This window comes from Lunatimonas salinarum (assembly GCF_017811155.1).
GTDB classification, from domain to species: domain Bacteria; phylum Bacteroidota; class Bacteroidia; order Cytophagales; family Cyclobacteriaceae; genus Lunatimonas; species Lunatimonas salinarum.
Window position 1 is genome coordinate 168,155 of the sequence record NZ_JACVCV010000004.1, and the last position, 15,788, is coordinate 183,942.

Genomic DNA, 15,788 nt, shown 5'->3' on the forward strand with positions numbered 1-15,788 from the left:
GATTGAACAATGAAAAAGATCCTATCATATATTTGGCTCTTGTTGCCACTAGTGGCAGTATTGAGCTGCATAGAAGAGTACCGGCTAGAAGGTGCCGCGCCTACCGAAGCAGAGGCCAACTTTAGCTTTACGCCAACCGCTGAAAGCGACAACATCCTGCAATTTACCGCAGATGGGAATTTCTTTATGATGAACTGGGACCTAGGTAACGGCCAAACGGGCGAAGGCAAAACCGTTACGGGAACCTTCCCCCTCGCTGGAACCTACACGGTCTCACTTACGGTCTTCAATGCAGGGGGAAGCGTGACCTTTTCCAGAGATATCGTTATTGAACAGACCGATCCGCTATTGCTGGACCGACCCATCTTTAATATGCTGACGGGAGGTGTAGAAGCCACCGAAGGAAAAACTTGGAAAATAGACGCGGGAAGACCCGGCCACTTCGGTGTAGGCCCCAATCCTTCATCCTCCGCGGGTGACTTCCCCGAATGGTACCAAGCCGTGGCAAACGAAAAAGAAGGTTCCGGAATGTATACAGACCGATACACCTTTTTCTTGGATGGATTCGGCTTTAACATGGAAACCAATGGATTTGTGTACCTGAACGCTGCACAAGGCAGTAACTTCCCCGGTTCATTTGATCCAGGTGTAGGCGACTTGTCTGCTCCGTATGAAGCGCCTGATGGGTTAAGGTGGTCTATCGTAGAACCTGAGGGAGGATACCCCGAACTGACTATTTCTCCCGGCGGCTTCTTGGGTTACTTTGCCGGCGGAAGAACTTACCAGATCATTCGATTGGAAGAAAACGAAATGTTCCTCCGCTTTGTAGATCAAGCCAACACTGACCTAGCCTGGTATATTCGATTGATTCCTGAAGGATTTGAACCGGATCCGCTTCCCGAACCGGAACCAGAACCGGAACCGGAAAATCCAGATGTTAATTTCACCCTCAATGACTTGGTAGGAAATGGTAGAAGGGTATGGATGTTAAATCCTGCTGTCGGTGCATTCGGGGTAGGGCCCGGCCCGGGCAGCGATGCCTTCTTCCCCAATGGCGAGGATATCTCCGAAGACAGAGCCTGTTTGTTCAACGACCTATTCATTTTCAATTCCAACGGAAATTACGAATACAACGCTCAGGGAGATGTGTTTGGTGAGGGGTACTTGGGACTTGCGGATGGCTGTCAACCTGAAAGCGATCTACTGGAAGCTTCCGGGTCAGCTTGGGCCTCTGGACTACACAGCTTTACATTCACTCCTGGAACAGCGACTGATCTTCCCAAGATAACGGTAACAGGAACTGGTGCCTTCATTGCACTGCCCAAAGCCTTTAACGGAGGAGAATACGCTGAGGCACCACCTAGAGAAAATGAATCTGTTACCTATGAGGTGATTGGCTACGACGCATCTACGGGACAATTATCCCTTTCCATCGATATCAGCACCGATGGAAGTGTGTTCTGGAACTTCGTGTTGATTCCCGCACCGGATCAATCGCTAGGCTTATCGGAGTTTACACGTAATAACTTGGTAGGAGCCGGTGAAAAGGCTTGGAAACTAAAACCGGGAGCGGGAGCCTTCGGAGTGGGGCCAAGTCCAGGTAGTGACGAGTGGTTCCCGAATGGAAATGATATCAGTGAAGACCGACCTTGCTTATTTAATGACCGGTTCATTTTCAATGACAACGGCACCTATACTTACGACCCGCAGGGAGACGTTTTCGGAGAGGCGTATATGGGGATAGAGGATGGATGCCAATCGGTAGATGCCCTTAGCGGGACAGCTGGAGAAGCCTGGGGAGCTGGAAACCATCAGTTTGCCTTCATTCCTCCATCCGGTGATGCCCCGGCAAAACTGTCTGTAACCGGCACTGGTGCCTTCATTGCATTGCCTAAAGCCTATAATGGAGGAGAGTACACTTCTGGCCCCCCAAGGGCCGACGAAACGGTTACCTATGACATACTGGGGTACGACGCCAATTCCGAAGAGCTCACGATAACAATAGATATCTCCGGTGAAGGCGGCACATTCTGGACCTTTGTGCTTGTCCCCGCTAACGACTAAACGATGATCATCATGGCAAAGACACTGCACGCACTACTCCTATTTCTCCTACTGACGGCAACCAATGCCTGCAACTCGGACAATGTGGAAGAGCAGGTATTGCTTCCCACCAACCTGGATGTGACAGTGGAAATATTGGAAAACGGTATCGTACAGGTACAGTTTTCGGCAGAAAGAGCCAACTTCTTTCGAATTGGCTTTGGAATCGGAAACCAAGAACCTGAGTTGGCTACAGGGAGTACGGCCACGCACAGATACACCGCTCCTGGCGAATATACGGTGACCGTACAGGCACACAGCACCGAAGCTGACTTTATCAAGCGAGAAGAAACGGTCATCATCACCGAGCAACTTCTAGGGATTGGGCTGCCAACTACGGGTTTCGAATCTCCGATGAGCTATGACGGGTACGCCTTGGTCTGGAACGATGAATTTGAGTCGAGTACCCTTTCTTCGGACTGGGTATTCGAACTAGGCGATGGCTGTCCTAACTTGTGCGGATGGGGAAATAACGAACTGCAATTTTACCGCAGGGAAAACACCGAGTTAAAAGATGGCTACTTGGTCATTACCGCCAAACGTGAAAACATCGGCGGGAAGAACTTCACCTCTTCCCGACTCAAGACACAGGCAAACAAGAGTTTCCAATTTGGCCGTATGGATATCCGTGCAGCGATGCCAAAAGGACAGGGAATCTGGCCAGCCATCTGGATGCTGGGAGAAAGCATCACAGAAGTAAGCTGGCCAGCCTGCGGAGAGATCGATATCATGGAAATGGTCGGAGGAAATGCATCCGGTAGGGACGACACCGTGCACGGTACGGTACACTGGGACAACAACGGTTCCTACTCCTATCGGGGCGGCAAAAAAACCCTGCCCGATGGTGCCAAGCTGGCGGATAATTTCCACGTATACAGCGTCATCTGGGATGAATCCAAAATTACTTGGCTCCTGGACGATGAAGTGTACCACGAGCAAGATATCAGCCCGGACTCAATGGATGAGTTTAGAGCTCCCTTTTTCTTTATCCTGAACGTGGCTGTCGGAGGAAACTGGCCCGGCAATCCGGACAGCAGCACCATCTTTCCTCAGCAAATGGCTGTGGACTACGTGAGGGTGTTTCAAAAAGAATAGCCGTAGAGATCATTCGTCCATAGGCTAATAAACCTTGGTTAGAACTAAAAAAGAAGAGGCTGTCCGCAATGGGCAGCCTTTTTCTTTAAAACCAATTTCCCGGCAGACCCTAAAAGGTATACGCCCCACTTTTTCATGGGAATCAGGGACTGCTCGCCTGGATATTGGGATGGGTGTCCGGAAAAAGTAGCCGCCGATTTCAAGTCCTCTACCCACTCCAGTAACCGCTCGTTTATTTTTTCCTGCTCCAGCCCCAACTTAGGTGGATACAAGCAAAGGAAAAATTGGGAAATCGCATGCTCTTCCTCCAACTTGCCAATGTCCTTCGTTGCCAATCCTCCGGAAAGCAGCGAAGCGATCAAATCGAGCATCATGGCCAATCCGGCTCCTTTCCACATACCCATGGGCATGGCCAATCCGCTACCTAGTATCTCTTCGGGACTTTGGGTTGTTTTTCCCTCCGAAGTAAAACCTGCCGCAAAGGGCATCTGCTTGCCTTCCCGCAGGTAAGTCTGCATTTTTCCATAGGCAAACTGAGTCATCGCCATGTCCAATACAAGGGGTTCTGGCTCGCGGGGAATCGCGATTACCAACGGGTTATTTCCCAGCCTGGCCTCCTTTGCACCCCAAGCAGGCATATTGGGCAATGTATTGGTAAAACAAACGGCCACGCAGCCCGCTCTGCCGGCCTGCCACCCAAAATTGCCTCCACGCTTCCAGTGGTTGGTTCGCCTGAGCGCTACCGCGCCCATCCCCTGTTCCTTTGCCAAGGCTATGGCCCTGTCCATTGCAAATCGGGCGTTTAAGGGTCCCGCACCGAGATTGCCGTTCCACCGCTCAAAAATGGGTAAGGCAAAATCCAAGCTTGGTTCCGCCCGTGGGTCGACTATGCCCGCCTCCACCAGGCGCACGAACTCCGGAAACCGGTTCAGTCCGTGGGATGCTACCCCATCCAAGCTGGCATCGGCAAACAAACCCGCACAAACTGCCGCCTTTTCGGAGTCGAACCCCCTACTACTCAAAACGGCTTCCAACACGCCCCGTAACGTAGCATACTCAATTCGGATCGTATTATTTTGCATCATTGACAGATCTGACAGTTTCATGGGCATGATACTAAAAAATGGAGAAAAAAACTAACCCATTCGATGTACACTGGACCTATTGCTTATGCTCCATCTTTTGAATACATTGTGGAAAGAACAAGCCGGTCTAACATTACTTTAACATTCCCATGAACACCATGAAAGCCGTGATATGTACCCGCTATGGCGGACCTGAGGTATTGCAATTGGCAGATGTACCCAAACCCCATGCAAAAAAAGACGAAATCCTCGTCAGGATCAGGGCAACTGCGGTCAACTCCGGCGACGTGCGGGTACGGGGGCTGCAGGTAGAGGGGGTTATGAAAGTCATTATGCGGCTGGTCTTGGGCGTCAGAAAGCCCCGAAAACCCATCTTGGGAACCGTTTTCTCGGGTATAGTGGAAAGTGTTGGAGAGGACGTGTCGAACTTTAAACCCGGTGATGAGGTATTCGGCATGACGGGATTTCAGTTCGGAACCTATGCAGCGTATATTGCGGTTAAAGCGAAAGGCAACGTACTCCCAAAACCCCATAATGCCTCCTTTGAAGAGGCGGCGGCACTTCCCTTTGGTGGGCAAACAGCCATCTATTTTCTCGAAAAAGCCAAGTTAACGGCAAAAGTCCACCCCGAGGTATTGATATATGGGGCAACCGGATCCGTGGGAACAGCTGCTGTACAACTCGCCAAGTACTTTGGGGCCAAGGTAACCGCTGTGTGCAGTTCCGGTGGTTCGGATTTAGCTTCCCGATTGGGTGCTGACCACATATTCACGTATGATACGCAGGAATTTACCCAATTACCCCAGCGATTTGACCTGTTTTTCGATGCCGTGGGAAAAACCAAGAAACGTTCGGTTGAGCATCTTTTGAAACCCAAAGGCCTTTACCTGTCTGTGGCGGGCCTGGACTACGCCTCCGAAAACATCGCGCAATTGGAACTGCTAAAAGAGCTTTTTGAGCACCACGGATACGACGCCGCCATTGACCGAATCTATCCGATCGCAGACGTTGTGGCAGCCCATAAATTCGTCGATTTGGGTCATAAGAAAGGGAATGTTATCTTACAGATATAGTCCTATTGGGATCCTAGACTCCAAAAACAAGGCTAAGCACCCTGATATTCCTTTAAGATAGTCCCGGCAGCTTGTTTAATTAGAAAGCCCAACTGATTACTGCTAGATAAAAGCTGAAAATTTGTTAATTTCGCTACCTTTAATGCCTACTCATTAACATAAAAACGGCCCTAGGCCAAAAAAAATATCCCTATCTTTAAACTTCACCTAATCCGCACACCATGAACAGACTCTGCTGCGTTTTTCTTCTCATCGCTATACTGGGAATTTCAGTAAAGGCAACCGCTCAAGTTGTAGACCAAGAACCCCACCGGGTCGTTTACCAGGTAACCAAAGGGGAAACCGTCGATCAAGAACAAGTCATTGGACAACTCAATAATATCCTGCGGGCACTGCCAAACGCACAAATTGAGGTGGTATGTCATGGTATGTCATTGCCACTCGTATTACGGGAAAAAAGCCAGGTGACCGATGGAATTACGGATTTGCTATCCAGGGGAGTGGCTTTTGTAGCTTGTGAAAACACCATGCGTAGGGCCAAAGCCACCAAGGAGGACCTTATCTCCGGTGTAACCACAGTGCCATCCGGCTTGGCGGAAATCATCCTTCGGCAGGAACAGGGCTGGGCCTACATCAAAGCCGGAAATTAGGCTCTAAGCGATTTCCGGCATTATTCAGGCCGGTCTGAAAGACTAATTTTTATCCACCATAAATTACCGCTGAGGACTCTCGGTTGGTTGAAGAACTAGGGGTACTGTATTATATAATTCATGATAAAATTAAAATGCAGTAGATTTACTTTATTGTATACCCACTGTGGCCGCATTTCACCAGATTTCAGATTTACTTTGCTCATGAGAATGAGGTGAAAATCCATCCCTTTACCCCAATTTTTGGGAGTATATCTTCCGCCTAGATTCGCCTGCGCATAAGAAGGAAACGCATACTTATTTACCTCGGTATTCCCTGGATCGGGCAGGAAATGTAATCCGCTAAACCCATAAATCTGTAGGCCCTTGGCGGGAACATTACGTTGATAGTAAGCTGTAAAGGCATTTACATCCGAAAACCCCTCGTTTCGCTCTCTTGGAATAAACGTAAAAAAAGGGTCTTTGCCCCACTCCCGTGGATGTAAAAACCTGCCTCTTCCATCGATTCGTGAATAATTCAGCCACCAGGTAGTACGCTTGGATCTCACCCCAACCCTACTTCCTATCACAAAATTGAAATCATCCGGGTTCTTATACCGCTTGGCGGGGTCAGAATTTCCACCCTCCCCCACGCCGTGTTGTGAGGTAAACTGAAAACCTGCCACTAGCCGCTGATTAGTTGTCAATTGCCATTCCTTGAGCGCTTGTAGGAATACGGTACTAGATATATTATCAACATAGGTATGATTCAGTTGTACCTGTACGTCCGCATTATTCTGATGGATCCAGTCCACAACGGTCACAAACCGACTCGTTGTATTTCCTTGGTAATTGGATGGCCCGCCAGACGCGCCTTGACCTACAGGATACACCCCGATAGTTTCGCCCACCCGAAACCATGCCGAAGTAGATCTAGGACTTATCCTACTGATATACTGTGCAGATAGGGAATTCTTTTTTTCGGGTTTGAAAGTTAATCGGACACCTTCTACAAAAGTCGGGGAAAGGCGTCCATCCTGGGGATTAATGAAAGGGGTATTGATGTCCATTCGCCCCACGACCGCATCGAAGCGGTCTGAGCGATACCTCAACTGTAGCTCCTCTAGCTTGCCAAATAGCCTGTCAGATGGATTATTCACATCAAAAAGACCGACCTCATACCGGTTTACATTGTTTGTAACAGGATCAGGAGCGGACAAATCGGAACTCCATAGGTTCGCAAACTTCGCATACCTTCCTACCAACGAAAAACCCTTAAACTCTCTGGTTTTTAGCCGTAGGAAAGCGCTTTGCCCCAGGGCAAAATCTCCTTTGTAATCTTCCCAATACCCTGTAGACATCCAATAGGAGCGTAGCCCTAATGTAGCCTGCACCAGCCGCTCGGGCTTATGCGAAACCGTGTCTCGCTCCTGTGCCAAACTGGCAGTGGAAAGGATTGCAATAAAAAATAAGCATAGGGGTAAAGTCTTCATTGGTCGAGTTATTCTCTGGATGCGATGATAGGTTTAAATGGCCCGAACTTGTGCTGCTGCTCACTAAATTCATCTGAAAACGGCCCATAGGGATGATCCATAGGCTTTTTGGATATGTCCGGCCAATCCCTACTGAGGTCCTTTTGGGGTCTTTCCATCGAATTGACGTAGGCAGCAACGTCCCAAGCTTGTTCGTCTGTAAGCAATGGTCTCTCGAACGTTGCCCCCAATGGCATATTGGTCTTTACATACCCCGCAAACCTGGACAACCTGTACAAACCCGCGCCATTATTATAGCTATGGGGTCCCCACAAGGGAGGGTATACATAGCCCGTATTGTCCGGTTTCATCATGCCCTGACCATCCTCCATGTGGCAGCTTTGGCACAATTGTGCGTAGACTGCCTGCCCTTTGATCGGATCGGCAGCCCTGTCCAGTACTGCAAGCTCGTAAATACCCGATCCCTTGGGCTTTTCTCCCTTAGGTACGTCCTTACCTAGCCACTCCATATAGGCGACCATCGCACGCATTTCGTTGCTTTCCACCTTAAGTGGCTGCCCGTTCAGACTGCGTTCAAAGCAATCGTTAATCCGCTTTGGTATATCTTCCATTTCCCCGGACCGCCCTCTCACCTTGGGGTAGGTAGAAAATACCGCACCGTAATTATTGCCCAAAGGTGCCGTTCCCGCATCCAAATGACAGTTTTGACAATCCAACCCGTTGGAAATTTTCAACACTTTCCCGTTGGGCCCCAGGTGCTCGGAGGTATTTACAATCAGTTCTCTACCATAAGCTATCAAGTCGGCATTGGGCGCATTCACTGATGTAGCCCAATCCGGCGCTTTCCAAAGTCCCTCATTGGGAATAACCCCTCTGTAGGTGTCCACCGAAACTGCCTCCTTTTTTGGTTGGACGGACGCCACTTGCTGCGTTGACAAAGAGGATGTATTATAAAACGAAACGATTATGGTAGCCGCGAGTAGCAATAGCAACGCAGTAATGGAAACCAACAAACCCACCACCAACGTCGAAACCTTCACTACAAGTTGATAAGCCTTTTGCATCTTTTTATTTGTGTTTTTTAGCGGTCAAAAATCAAGACGATTCTGCGTAACCAACATGCTCCCATCGGAGATTGATTCCGTGAATCGCCGGTATCAAGAAAGCCGCAGTCTGATAATTCCTTCCAAGCCTGCTTGATTCCGATTACAAAAATGGCCGTTTCCAATGGCTAATTGCTGTGATGAATATCACAGGAGGTTCAAAAGTGACAATCCGTTCCTAGCTGCCTTTCAACTTCTCCCCTCTTGCCGAAAGTTGTGCGATCCTTTCTATCCTAGAAATACGGGTTTTTTCCGACTTAGCCAACTTGATCCACCGGAGCACAAAGCGCTTACTTGAATCATTGATCGCATCGAAAAAAGCCTCCGCCCCCTCTAGTCTTTTCAACGCCTCTGACAGATCTTCAGGTACAATCAACTTGTCTACATCGTCCATATAGTCCCACAGACCTGCCTCTTTTGATAATGCTATAGACCTAAAACCTGCCTCTTGCATTTTGCCCCCTTCAATAAGCTTGGCCGCTCTTTCTTTGTAGGTTTTGGACCAGTGATCCACCTTTCGAGGGGATATCAGCTGCATCGTGCGTTGTTCATCCAGTTTTCTTCTTATACCATCGATCCATCCAAAACACAACAATTCATCCAATACCTCCGAAGTAGAAAGGTATTTATGTGGCACTGATTTCTTGAATGTAACCAGCCAAACACCTTCCTTTTGGCTATGGTGATTCTCCAACCAATTTCGCAACTCTTGAGCAGAGGTTACTTGTACTTGCCTAAAACTGTCAGTTTGGATCATGTACCTATTTGTGGTTTGACATAAGAACTTGAAGATGGCTTACAGTGTTTTTGCTATATCTGCACCTTTTTCGTGTCATGAATTGATATGCTCTTCTAATGTAAGGTGTCACAATGGTGGCCAATCAAAGACATTGGACCCATGCAAATTAATACGGGATTTAAACCGACAGCCATGGAAAGTGGCTGCTCTTTTTCTATTTTTACATGTTCTGACTACCCATGCATGGCAAATGTAATCGTAAACCGCGTACGAGAATTTCTTAGAAAATACCCTCCTTTCAGCTTCTTGTCGGAGGACATGCTGCTGCGCGTAGCCGGTGAAGTGGAGCTGCAATATTTCGAGAAGGGCGACTTGCTCTTTGAAAAAGGAGATCCGGCCAAAAAGCATTTTTTCGTCGTACGCGAGGGTGCCATACACCTTTCCGACCGCGTGGGCGAGAAATCTGTCATTCGGGAGCAGTGTGATGAGGGGGATGTCTTCGGCGTCTTGGCCTTGTTGGGCAAAAGACCCTACATCCTCACCGCCCAAGCAGCCGAAAACAGCCTTGTGTATGCGATTCCCGTCCAGGTGTTTGAAGTAATCATGCAGCAAAACAACCGGGTGAGCATGTACTTTGCCGCCGGATTCGCCTCCGGCCAGGTGGTCGTCCGCACCGATCTCTCCCAATCCCAGCAGGCCAACAAGCTTTTCACCAAACCGGCCCAGGACAACGGGCTCATGATCTTTTCGGGGCAGTCCAGCGTGCGCTATTCCGCACCCGTACTTACCTGCCGGGAAGAAGACACCGTGGGCCATGCCGCCAAAAAAATGAGCCAAAAAGGCGTTGGTTCCATCATCGTGATAGATGAGCGTCGGTTTCCGGTGGGCATCGTCACCGACAAAGACCTGCGAAACCGGCTGATCGCCCAAGGTAAACCCTACAATACAGAAGTGGCCGAGATCATGAGTGCCCCCGTGATGACCACCCGCAAGGAAGATGACTTCGCCCATGTGTACCTGACCATGATCAAGCACCGCCTCCACCACTTGCTGATCACCGAGGACGGAACCGATCAAAGTAGCCTGGTAGGCATCATTTCCGACCACGACATCCTGCTTTCACAGGGCAACAGTCCCGCGGTCATCATCCATGCGCTACAGGGTACCGACCATGTCCAGGAGATAGCGAAGCTGCGCGACCAAGCGGAACTTTTGCTGCGCTACTACCTCGAAAACGAGATTTCTATAGACTTTATCGCCGGTATCATCACCGAGATCAACGACATCATCGTGCAGCGTGCCATGGAGATGGCCCGCCAAAAACACCTCAAGGCCTTTCCCGAAATGGCCTCCATCCCCTACTGCTTCTTGGGCCTCGGATCCGAAGGCAGGGGCGAACAGCTACTGCGCACCGACCTGGACAATGCCCTAATCTATGCGGATGTACCGGAATCGATGAAAAGCCAGGCCCTCAGCTTCTTTCACCTCGTCGCCAGGGACGGGATGGACATCCTCTTTGCCTGCGGTTTTGCGCCCTGCCCCGCCGACATGATGGCCAACAATCCCAAGTGGTGCCAGCCACTGAGTGTATGGAAGGGGTATTTCAGCAACTGGATTCGGCAGCCTGACCACGAGTCCTTAATGCTCGCCACCGTGTTCTTTGACTATCGCCCCGTCGCCGGTGATGCAGACCTTGCCCTGCAACTGACCGATCATGTATATGCGGAAATAGAGCAGGAAAAGCTTTTTCTCAATTTTTTCGCGAAAAATGCCCTGCTGAATCCACCTCCCTTGGGCTTTTTCCGGAACTTTATCGTCGAAAAATCCGGCGAGCACCGGGACAAGTTTGACATCAAGCTCCGCGCCATGATGCCGCTGGCCGACGCCGCCAGGCTGTTGATGCTCAGCCACCGACAGGTAGGGATCAACAATACCTTTAAGCGCTTCGAGAAGCTGGCAGATCTGGAGCCCAGTCAGCAGGAGCTCTTTCTGGAAGCCGGCAGGGCCTACGAGATCTTTATGCGCATACGCGCCATCGAGGGGCTTGCCAGCGGCACCTCGGGCCGGTACATCCAACCCGAAAAGTTGGGTAAACTTCAACGGCAGCTGCTGAAGAATGCCTTCTTTCCCATCGATGAACTGCAAAAGATCATCAAGGTACGTTTCCAACTGGATTATTTTGGCAACTGATATGGCGTGGTGGCGGATCTTCTCCTCCTCTGTGCCCGAGCCGAGGGATTTCGTTATAGCTTACCAACGGGAGGTGGCACGGGTTATTCCGAAGGAAAAACGTATCTCCGAACTGACCTTCCTGGTAGTGGACACCGAAACCACCGGCCTGGATCCCAAATCCGATTACATCCTCTCCTATGGATCCGTCTGTGTAAAAGGCAACAGCATCCCCCTGCAACAGGCCCGGGAAATGTACCTCCATGCCAAAAAAACCTCTCCCGAAGCCATAAAAGTACACGAACTGTTACCCACACTATCGTATAGCAGCCGCGAAGAACTGATCCGCACCTTTCTGAAGGATGCGTCAAACCATGTCTTGGTAGGTCACCACCTGGGCTTTGACCTGGCGATGCTGGAGCGGGCAGGGCGCGATTACGGATTGGCAAAAATCGAAAACCCCGTGATCGACACGCTCGAGCTGGGCATACGGCTGGAGCAGGGAAAGCACGTAGATCCCCGCATGATCAATTATAAGGACTATTCGCTGGATGCCATGTGCCAACGGTACAGCGTCAGCTTGGACGACCGCCACACCGCCGCCGGAGACGCCTTTGCCACTGCTCAGCTACTGATTAAGCTGCTACGCAAGGCCTCCGATAAAGGGATCCACTTTTTTGGGGAACTGATGGAAACCTAAAAGGATAATCCCCCCAATCGGTAGCCCCAAAATAAAGGGAGTTGGATAATGGCTGTACCAGAAATAATTTAAACTCAACTCAAAGAGAACAGCGACTCCACTCTGACCAAAAGATGTAACCATCGATAGGTGCAAGGATCAATCCGTATGGATATTGTACACTACCAGGTCATTGACCTTCACATTTGGGCAATAGGTATATTGGTCTAAGCTGTTTGGAAAGGTTAACGATCACTTCTTTACCGTAGGCGATTCGCTGATTGTTTAGGAAGTCCTGTCCAATCATCTTCCCTACATTCCAATAGGCAATGGTCAATGTAACGTTGATGGCTTGGGCCTTTTACCTATTCGGCAAAATGTTGTGAGCAGTTATCTCATTTATTAATTTCTCCTACTACTCTCTTGGCAGATTGTGCAGCAGTATGAACAGATACCCAATCCTCACCATCCGTATATTCCCCACCTGCAAAATACAGTTTGTCTGCTACGGAATTCCCAAGTTCTCTTACCTTTCTCCAATCTTCATAGTCAGTCAAATATCCACCTTTAATAAAGGACTCATTATTCCAATTTTGAGTAATGTGCTGAATGTAGTTTGGTGTAGCTTGATTAGCATATATACTATCAAGCTCACTTAATATAAAATCTCTCAAATCATCTCCTGAACGAGAAATAAAGTCTTGTGCAGGCAATCCCACTACAAACAATCCCAGAATGTTCTTAGTGGTATTTTGTCCGAAAGCAGCATTGTAATATACTTTTTGTCCGTTACTTTTAGGTGTTATTGGAAACACATATTCATTATCGCCATAGAAATTGGTATTAAAATCAAAAAAAGCTTTAAATCCTTCCCATACAACTGTGTCATTGATGGCGTCTAGTTTACTTTTTGGCAGGCTTGGTATGAAACGAATATCTCCATCTTTCAGAATTTGAAGAGGAACGGAAACTACTACTTTATCTGCGGTAAATTGCCCATTATTAGTATGCACTAAAATTTGTTTACGAGAATATTCTATCGATTGTACTATTGTATCAAAGGAAATATTGGCGGCAATAGAAGGTACAATGTAGTCTTCAAAAAAATTGAACCAAGAATAGTTTACAAATTTCCTATCAGGGTTATCTGCAACGGTCTTAACATCTACTTGTACTGAAGAATCATTTACTATTTCTTGTAAAATACTTGTACTTGCTTCAAGCCATTCGGCTCCTAAAGGGATAGGAAAATCAGCAAAACCTGTATTTATTCTCATTCTACCGCCATAAGCAGGTGAAGCTTCAATAATTTCGAAATCATTTCCTTGTTGCTTTAGAAAATACCCGGCTGATAACCCACCAGCTCCAGCACCGATAATTAACACTTTTCCTGTAAAAGGCTTAGGTATATCATCATCTCTTTTACCCATTGAAACCATACCTTGAAAAGGCAACCCTATTCCAAATAGCCCACAAATCTTGATAAATTCCTTTCGATTCATATTTCGTACTTATAGGTCGCAACGGTCAAGTATAAGCCTGGCGAGGGATTTCAGAGCGATTTCAAGTCCGTTATCTTAAAAAAGATTCGTAGGAGCGAAAAAGCTCAACCATATATATCTACTCCGCATTAACGTTTTGCAGCTACCCGAAGGGCGGGATTTTTAGCACTAAACTTCATTCGGAGAACTGAATTTTCTGCTACCACAAAACTGTCTTTAGAATACGAAACCCCGCCTTTTGGGTAGGTGCTGTTAGCTGCATGTGCTTTTATTCGTCCGAAGTTGGTCAATGTCAGTTTGCTGTGTCTCTAGAACAATGTTTCATTATACATGTCTCTGCTTTTAACATAATTCTTAATCGTTTGCTTGTCATATCGCTTTTTTCTGAACTCCTCGATGACTGCAATTTTTCTTTTGATTGAAAATTCCGGAGAAAATAGCTCATCAAGTTTCTTTCCACCTCTTTCTTGGTGAGTTATATACCATTCAAGTAAGTGAATTAAAAGTTCGGATGCGTTGAGAAAATCTCTCCCGATGTTTCTAAAGAAAAGCGATTTAAGTTCGTTAAGGTCGGCTGGTGGAATGTCTTCTTTAATCAAGATTGCCCGAATAACACTTACTTGGTTATCCAACTCTTCGTAAATATTCAGAAGTTCCTTCTTGTTTATCTCAATGAATGCAAAGTTTTCTCCCATAAACTGATACATTACTTTTTCCTTTTCCTGGTCGCTAATGTCTTTGTTTTGAGTTTCCAAAATGCCTTCAACTCTCTTGCGTAGTAGAGCAATAGCTGTTCTACCTTTGTATTCTATATGCTCACCGTTACCATCCCGTTCAATATCTTTAAATTTAAAGTTTAAAAGTTGCTGATTAAAAAGGTCCAGTTGCTTGTAAATAATGTCAGTCAGTCTGCTCATCTGAAAATGCTTTCTATTTTCTGCTAACTCTCTGGATTGAAGTCGCAATGTCGCATAAAACAAAAGCACACCTGTCAAAGACCAAACCGCACCAACTACACCTCCAATAAAGTCACCAACCTGTCCAGTCGTATCAATCTCAATTTTGTCTCCAGATATTGAATAATTATGAGAAAGCTTAACAAGAAAAATAATGAATACTGCAAGTCCCGCAACAATAGAAAAGAATGCCAAACCTACAAAAGTGTTTATTGTGACCTTCTCCCAATTGAATTTTGTTCGCTTGAGTTTGAATTTGAGAGTTAGAAATGACCAATAAAATCTTGACCACCGAGAAATTTTTGGCGGTATCGGTTTTTTGTCTGTCGTTATGTCTTTGTCTTCCGTTGTCAAAGCAGTGATTTTTTTTGTTCGTTTGCAGAATGTTTCAAGTTAGCAGTGTCTCTATGCATTGCAGCTAACTAGTAGCTAACCGTAACCCGGTGCGGTTAGCTGTCCTATGTGCCTAGTGCCTAGGCCTTCTAAAGATAGGGAATTTCCGGGTATCTGCAACTAGCTTTTTCATTTCAATACCTGTTAGCTACCTAAAAACCAATACAGAATGACTGCTAGTAGATGCCTCCTACCTAAGGCCGGTTGCGCCTACCTTCCATTTGGCACGGCCAAATCCGAACCGACTCCAAGCTGTACGTCATCCCCTTTCCCCTCCCCGATACCAAGTACGCCCAAACAACCCCTCCCATACTTGGAAAACCGCATTTTAGCCACCATTACTGGGAGTCCCACGCATACCAAACACAATAGTAAGGTACCAAGGCTAAAGCAGATAGCCGTGTTTTTACCCGTGTATAAACGTTTATACTCGTGTAAAAACACGGATCCAGCACCTGTTGCTCCTGCAAACCTTACAAACGCTGTACACCAATTAGCTGAGATGGTCCAAACAAAAAATCCGGTCCTGAAATCAGAACTGGATCGTGTCGGGGTGGCAAGATTCGAACTTGCGACCTTCCTGACTGCCGTCAGGACGCGATGACCCGCGCTGGTTTGACAGAAATCTCAATTGCCTAAAAACAAAAAAATCCAGTCCTGAAATCAGAACTGGATCGTGTCGGGGTGGCAAGATTCGAACTTGCGACCTTCCTGACTGCCGTCAGGACGCGATGACCCGTGCTGGTTTGACTGTTTGTAAAACAAAAAA

The 15,788-nt window shown here is 47.6% G+C and carries 13 protein-coding genes; 6 read left to right on the forward strand and 7 right to left on the reverse strand.

Annotated elements, in window-relative coordinates; genetic code table 11:
• Positions 1-9 precede the first annotated feature (9 nt).
• Entirely contained in the window at positions 10-2,064 is a 2,055-nt protein-coding gene (locus tag IAQ59_RS06315; protein WP_209329946.1) for a PKD domain-containing protein, read from the forward strand.
• Positions 2,065-2,067: 3 nt separating this feature from the next.
• Positions 2,068-3,198 carry a family 16 glycosylhydrolase gene (locus tag IAQ59_RS06320; protein WP_209329947.1) on the forward strand — a complete coding sequence of 377 codons (1,131 nt, stop codon included), beginning with the start codon at positions 2,068-2,070 and terminating at the stop codon, positions 3,196-3,198.
• Positions 3,199-3,242: 44 nt separating this feature from the next.
• Here the strand turns inward: IAQ59_RS06320 and yiaK are convergent, their stop codons facing one another.
• On the reverse strand, positions 3,243-4,304 hold the full coding sequence (yiaK, locus tag IAQ59_RS06325) for a 3-dehydro-L-gulonate 2-dehydrogenase (RefSeq protein ID WP_209329948.1): 1,062 nt from the start codon (positions 4,302-4,304) through the stop codon (positions 3,243-3,245).
• Between the two features lie 128 nt (positions 4,305-4,432).
• On the opposite strand from yiaK, the gene IAQ59_RS06330 reads away from it, so the two are divergent.
• Positions 4,433-5,356: an NAD(P)-dependent alcohol dehydrogenase gene (locus IAQ59_RS06330; RefSeq protein ID WP_245189463.1), complete on the forward strand. Its 924-nt coding sequence runs from the start codon at positions 4,433-4,435 to the stop codon at positions 5,354-5,356.
• A gap of 221 nt (positions 5,357-5,577) precedes the next feature.
• A complete protein-coding gene (locus IAQ59_RS06335; RefSeq protein ID WP_209329949.1) occupies positions 5,578-6,006 on the forward strand; it encodes a DsrE family protein in 429 nt (142 codons plus the stop codon).
• Between the two features lie 95 nt (positions 6,007-6,101).
• On the opposite strand, the gene IAQ59_RS06340 is transcribed toward IAQ59_RS06335, so the two are convergent.
• The 3 genes from IAQ59_RS06340 to IAQ59_RS06350 all read right to left on the reverse strand — a co-directional run bounded on the left by IAQ59_RS06340 (position 6,102) and on the right by IAQ59_RS06350 (position 9,338).
• Entirely contained in the window at positions 6,102-7,478 is a 1,377-nt protein-coding gene (locus tag IAQ59_RS06340) for a hypothetical protein (RefSeq protein WP_209329950.1), read from the reverse strand.
• Positions 7,479-7,486: 8 nt separating this feature from the next.
• The gene (locus IAQ59_RS06345; protein WP_209329951.1) at positions 7,487-8,542 is read right to left on the reverse strand and encodes a c-type cytochrome; all 1,056 of its coding nucleotides are present in this window, start codon (positions 8,540-8,542) and stop codon (positions 7,487-7,489) included.
• Between the two features lie 217 nt (positions 8,543-8,759).
• On the reverse strand, positions 8,760-9,338 hold the full coding sequence (locus IAQ59_RS06350) for a YdeI/OmpD-associated family protein (RefSeq protein WP_209329952.1): 579 nt from the start codon (positions 9,336-9,338) through the stop codon (positions 8,760-8,762).
• A 225-nt stretch (positions 9,339-9,563) separates the two neighbouring features.
• On the opposite strand from IAQ59_RS06350, the gene IAQ59_RS06355 reads away from it, so the two are divergent.
• Together IAQ59_RS06355 and IAQ59_RS06360 are read left to right on the forward strand one after the other, a co-directional pair.
• On the forward strand, positions 9,564-11,510 hold the full coding sequence (locus tag IAQ59_RS06355; protein WP_209329953.1) for a DUF294 nucleotidyltransferase-like domain-containing protein: 1,947 nt from the start codon (positions 9,564-9,566) through the stop codon (positions 11,508-11,510).
• Positions 11,500-12,189 (forward strand): 3'-5' exonuclease, encoded by a 690-nt coding sequence (locus IAQ59_RS06360; RefSeq protein ID WP_245189464.1) that lies wholly within the window; start codon positions 11,500-11,502, stop codon positions 12,187-12,189. Before IAQ59_RS06355 ends, IAQ59_RS06360 begins: the two co-directional genes overlap by 11 nt.
• Before the next feature lie 169 nt (positions 12,190-12,358).
• Here IAQ59_RS06360 and IAQ59_RS22740 read toward each other — a convergent pair whose 3' ends face one another.
• The 3 genes from IAQ59_RS22740 to IAQ59_RS06375 all read right to left on the reverse strand — a co-directional run bounded on the left by IAQ59_RS22740 (position 12,359) and on the right by IAQ59_RS06375 (position 14,980).
• Positions 12,359-12,517, reverse strand: coding sequence for a DUF1016 N-terminal domain-containing protein (locus tag IAQ59_RS22740; protein WP_425342602.1), 159 nt, complete (start codon positions 12,515-12,517; stop codon positions 12,359-12,361).
• 46 nt (positions 12,518-12,563) lie between these two features.
• The gene (locus tag IAQ59_RS06370) at positions 12,564-13,670 is read right to left on the reverse strand and encodes a flavin monoamine oxidase family protein (RefSeq protein ID WP_209329955.1); all 1,107 of its coding nucleotides are present in this window, start codon (positions 13,668-13,670) and stop codon (positions 12,564-12,566) included.
• Between the two features lie 308 nt (positions 13,671-13,978).
• Positions 13,979-14,980 carry a hypothetical protein gene (locus tag IAQ59_RS06375; RefSeq protein ID WP_209329956.1) on the reverse strand — a complete coding sequence of 334 codons (1,002 nt, stop codon included), beginning with the start codon at positions 14,978-14,980 and terminating at the stop codon, positions 13,979-13,981.
• Positions 14,981-15,788: the final 808 nt, after the last annotated feature.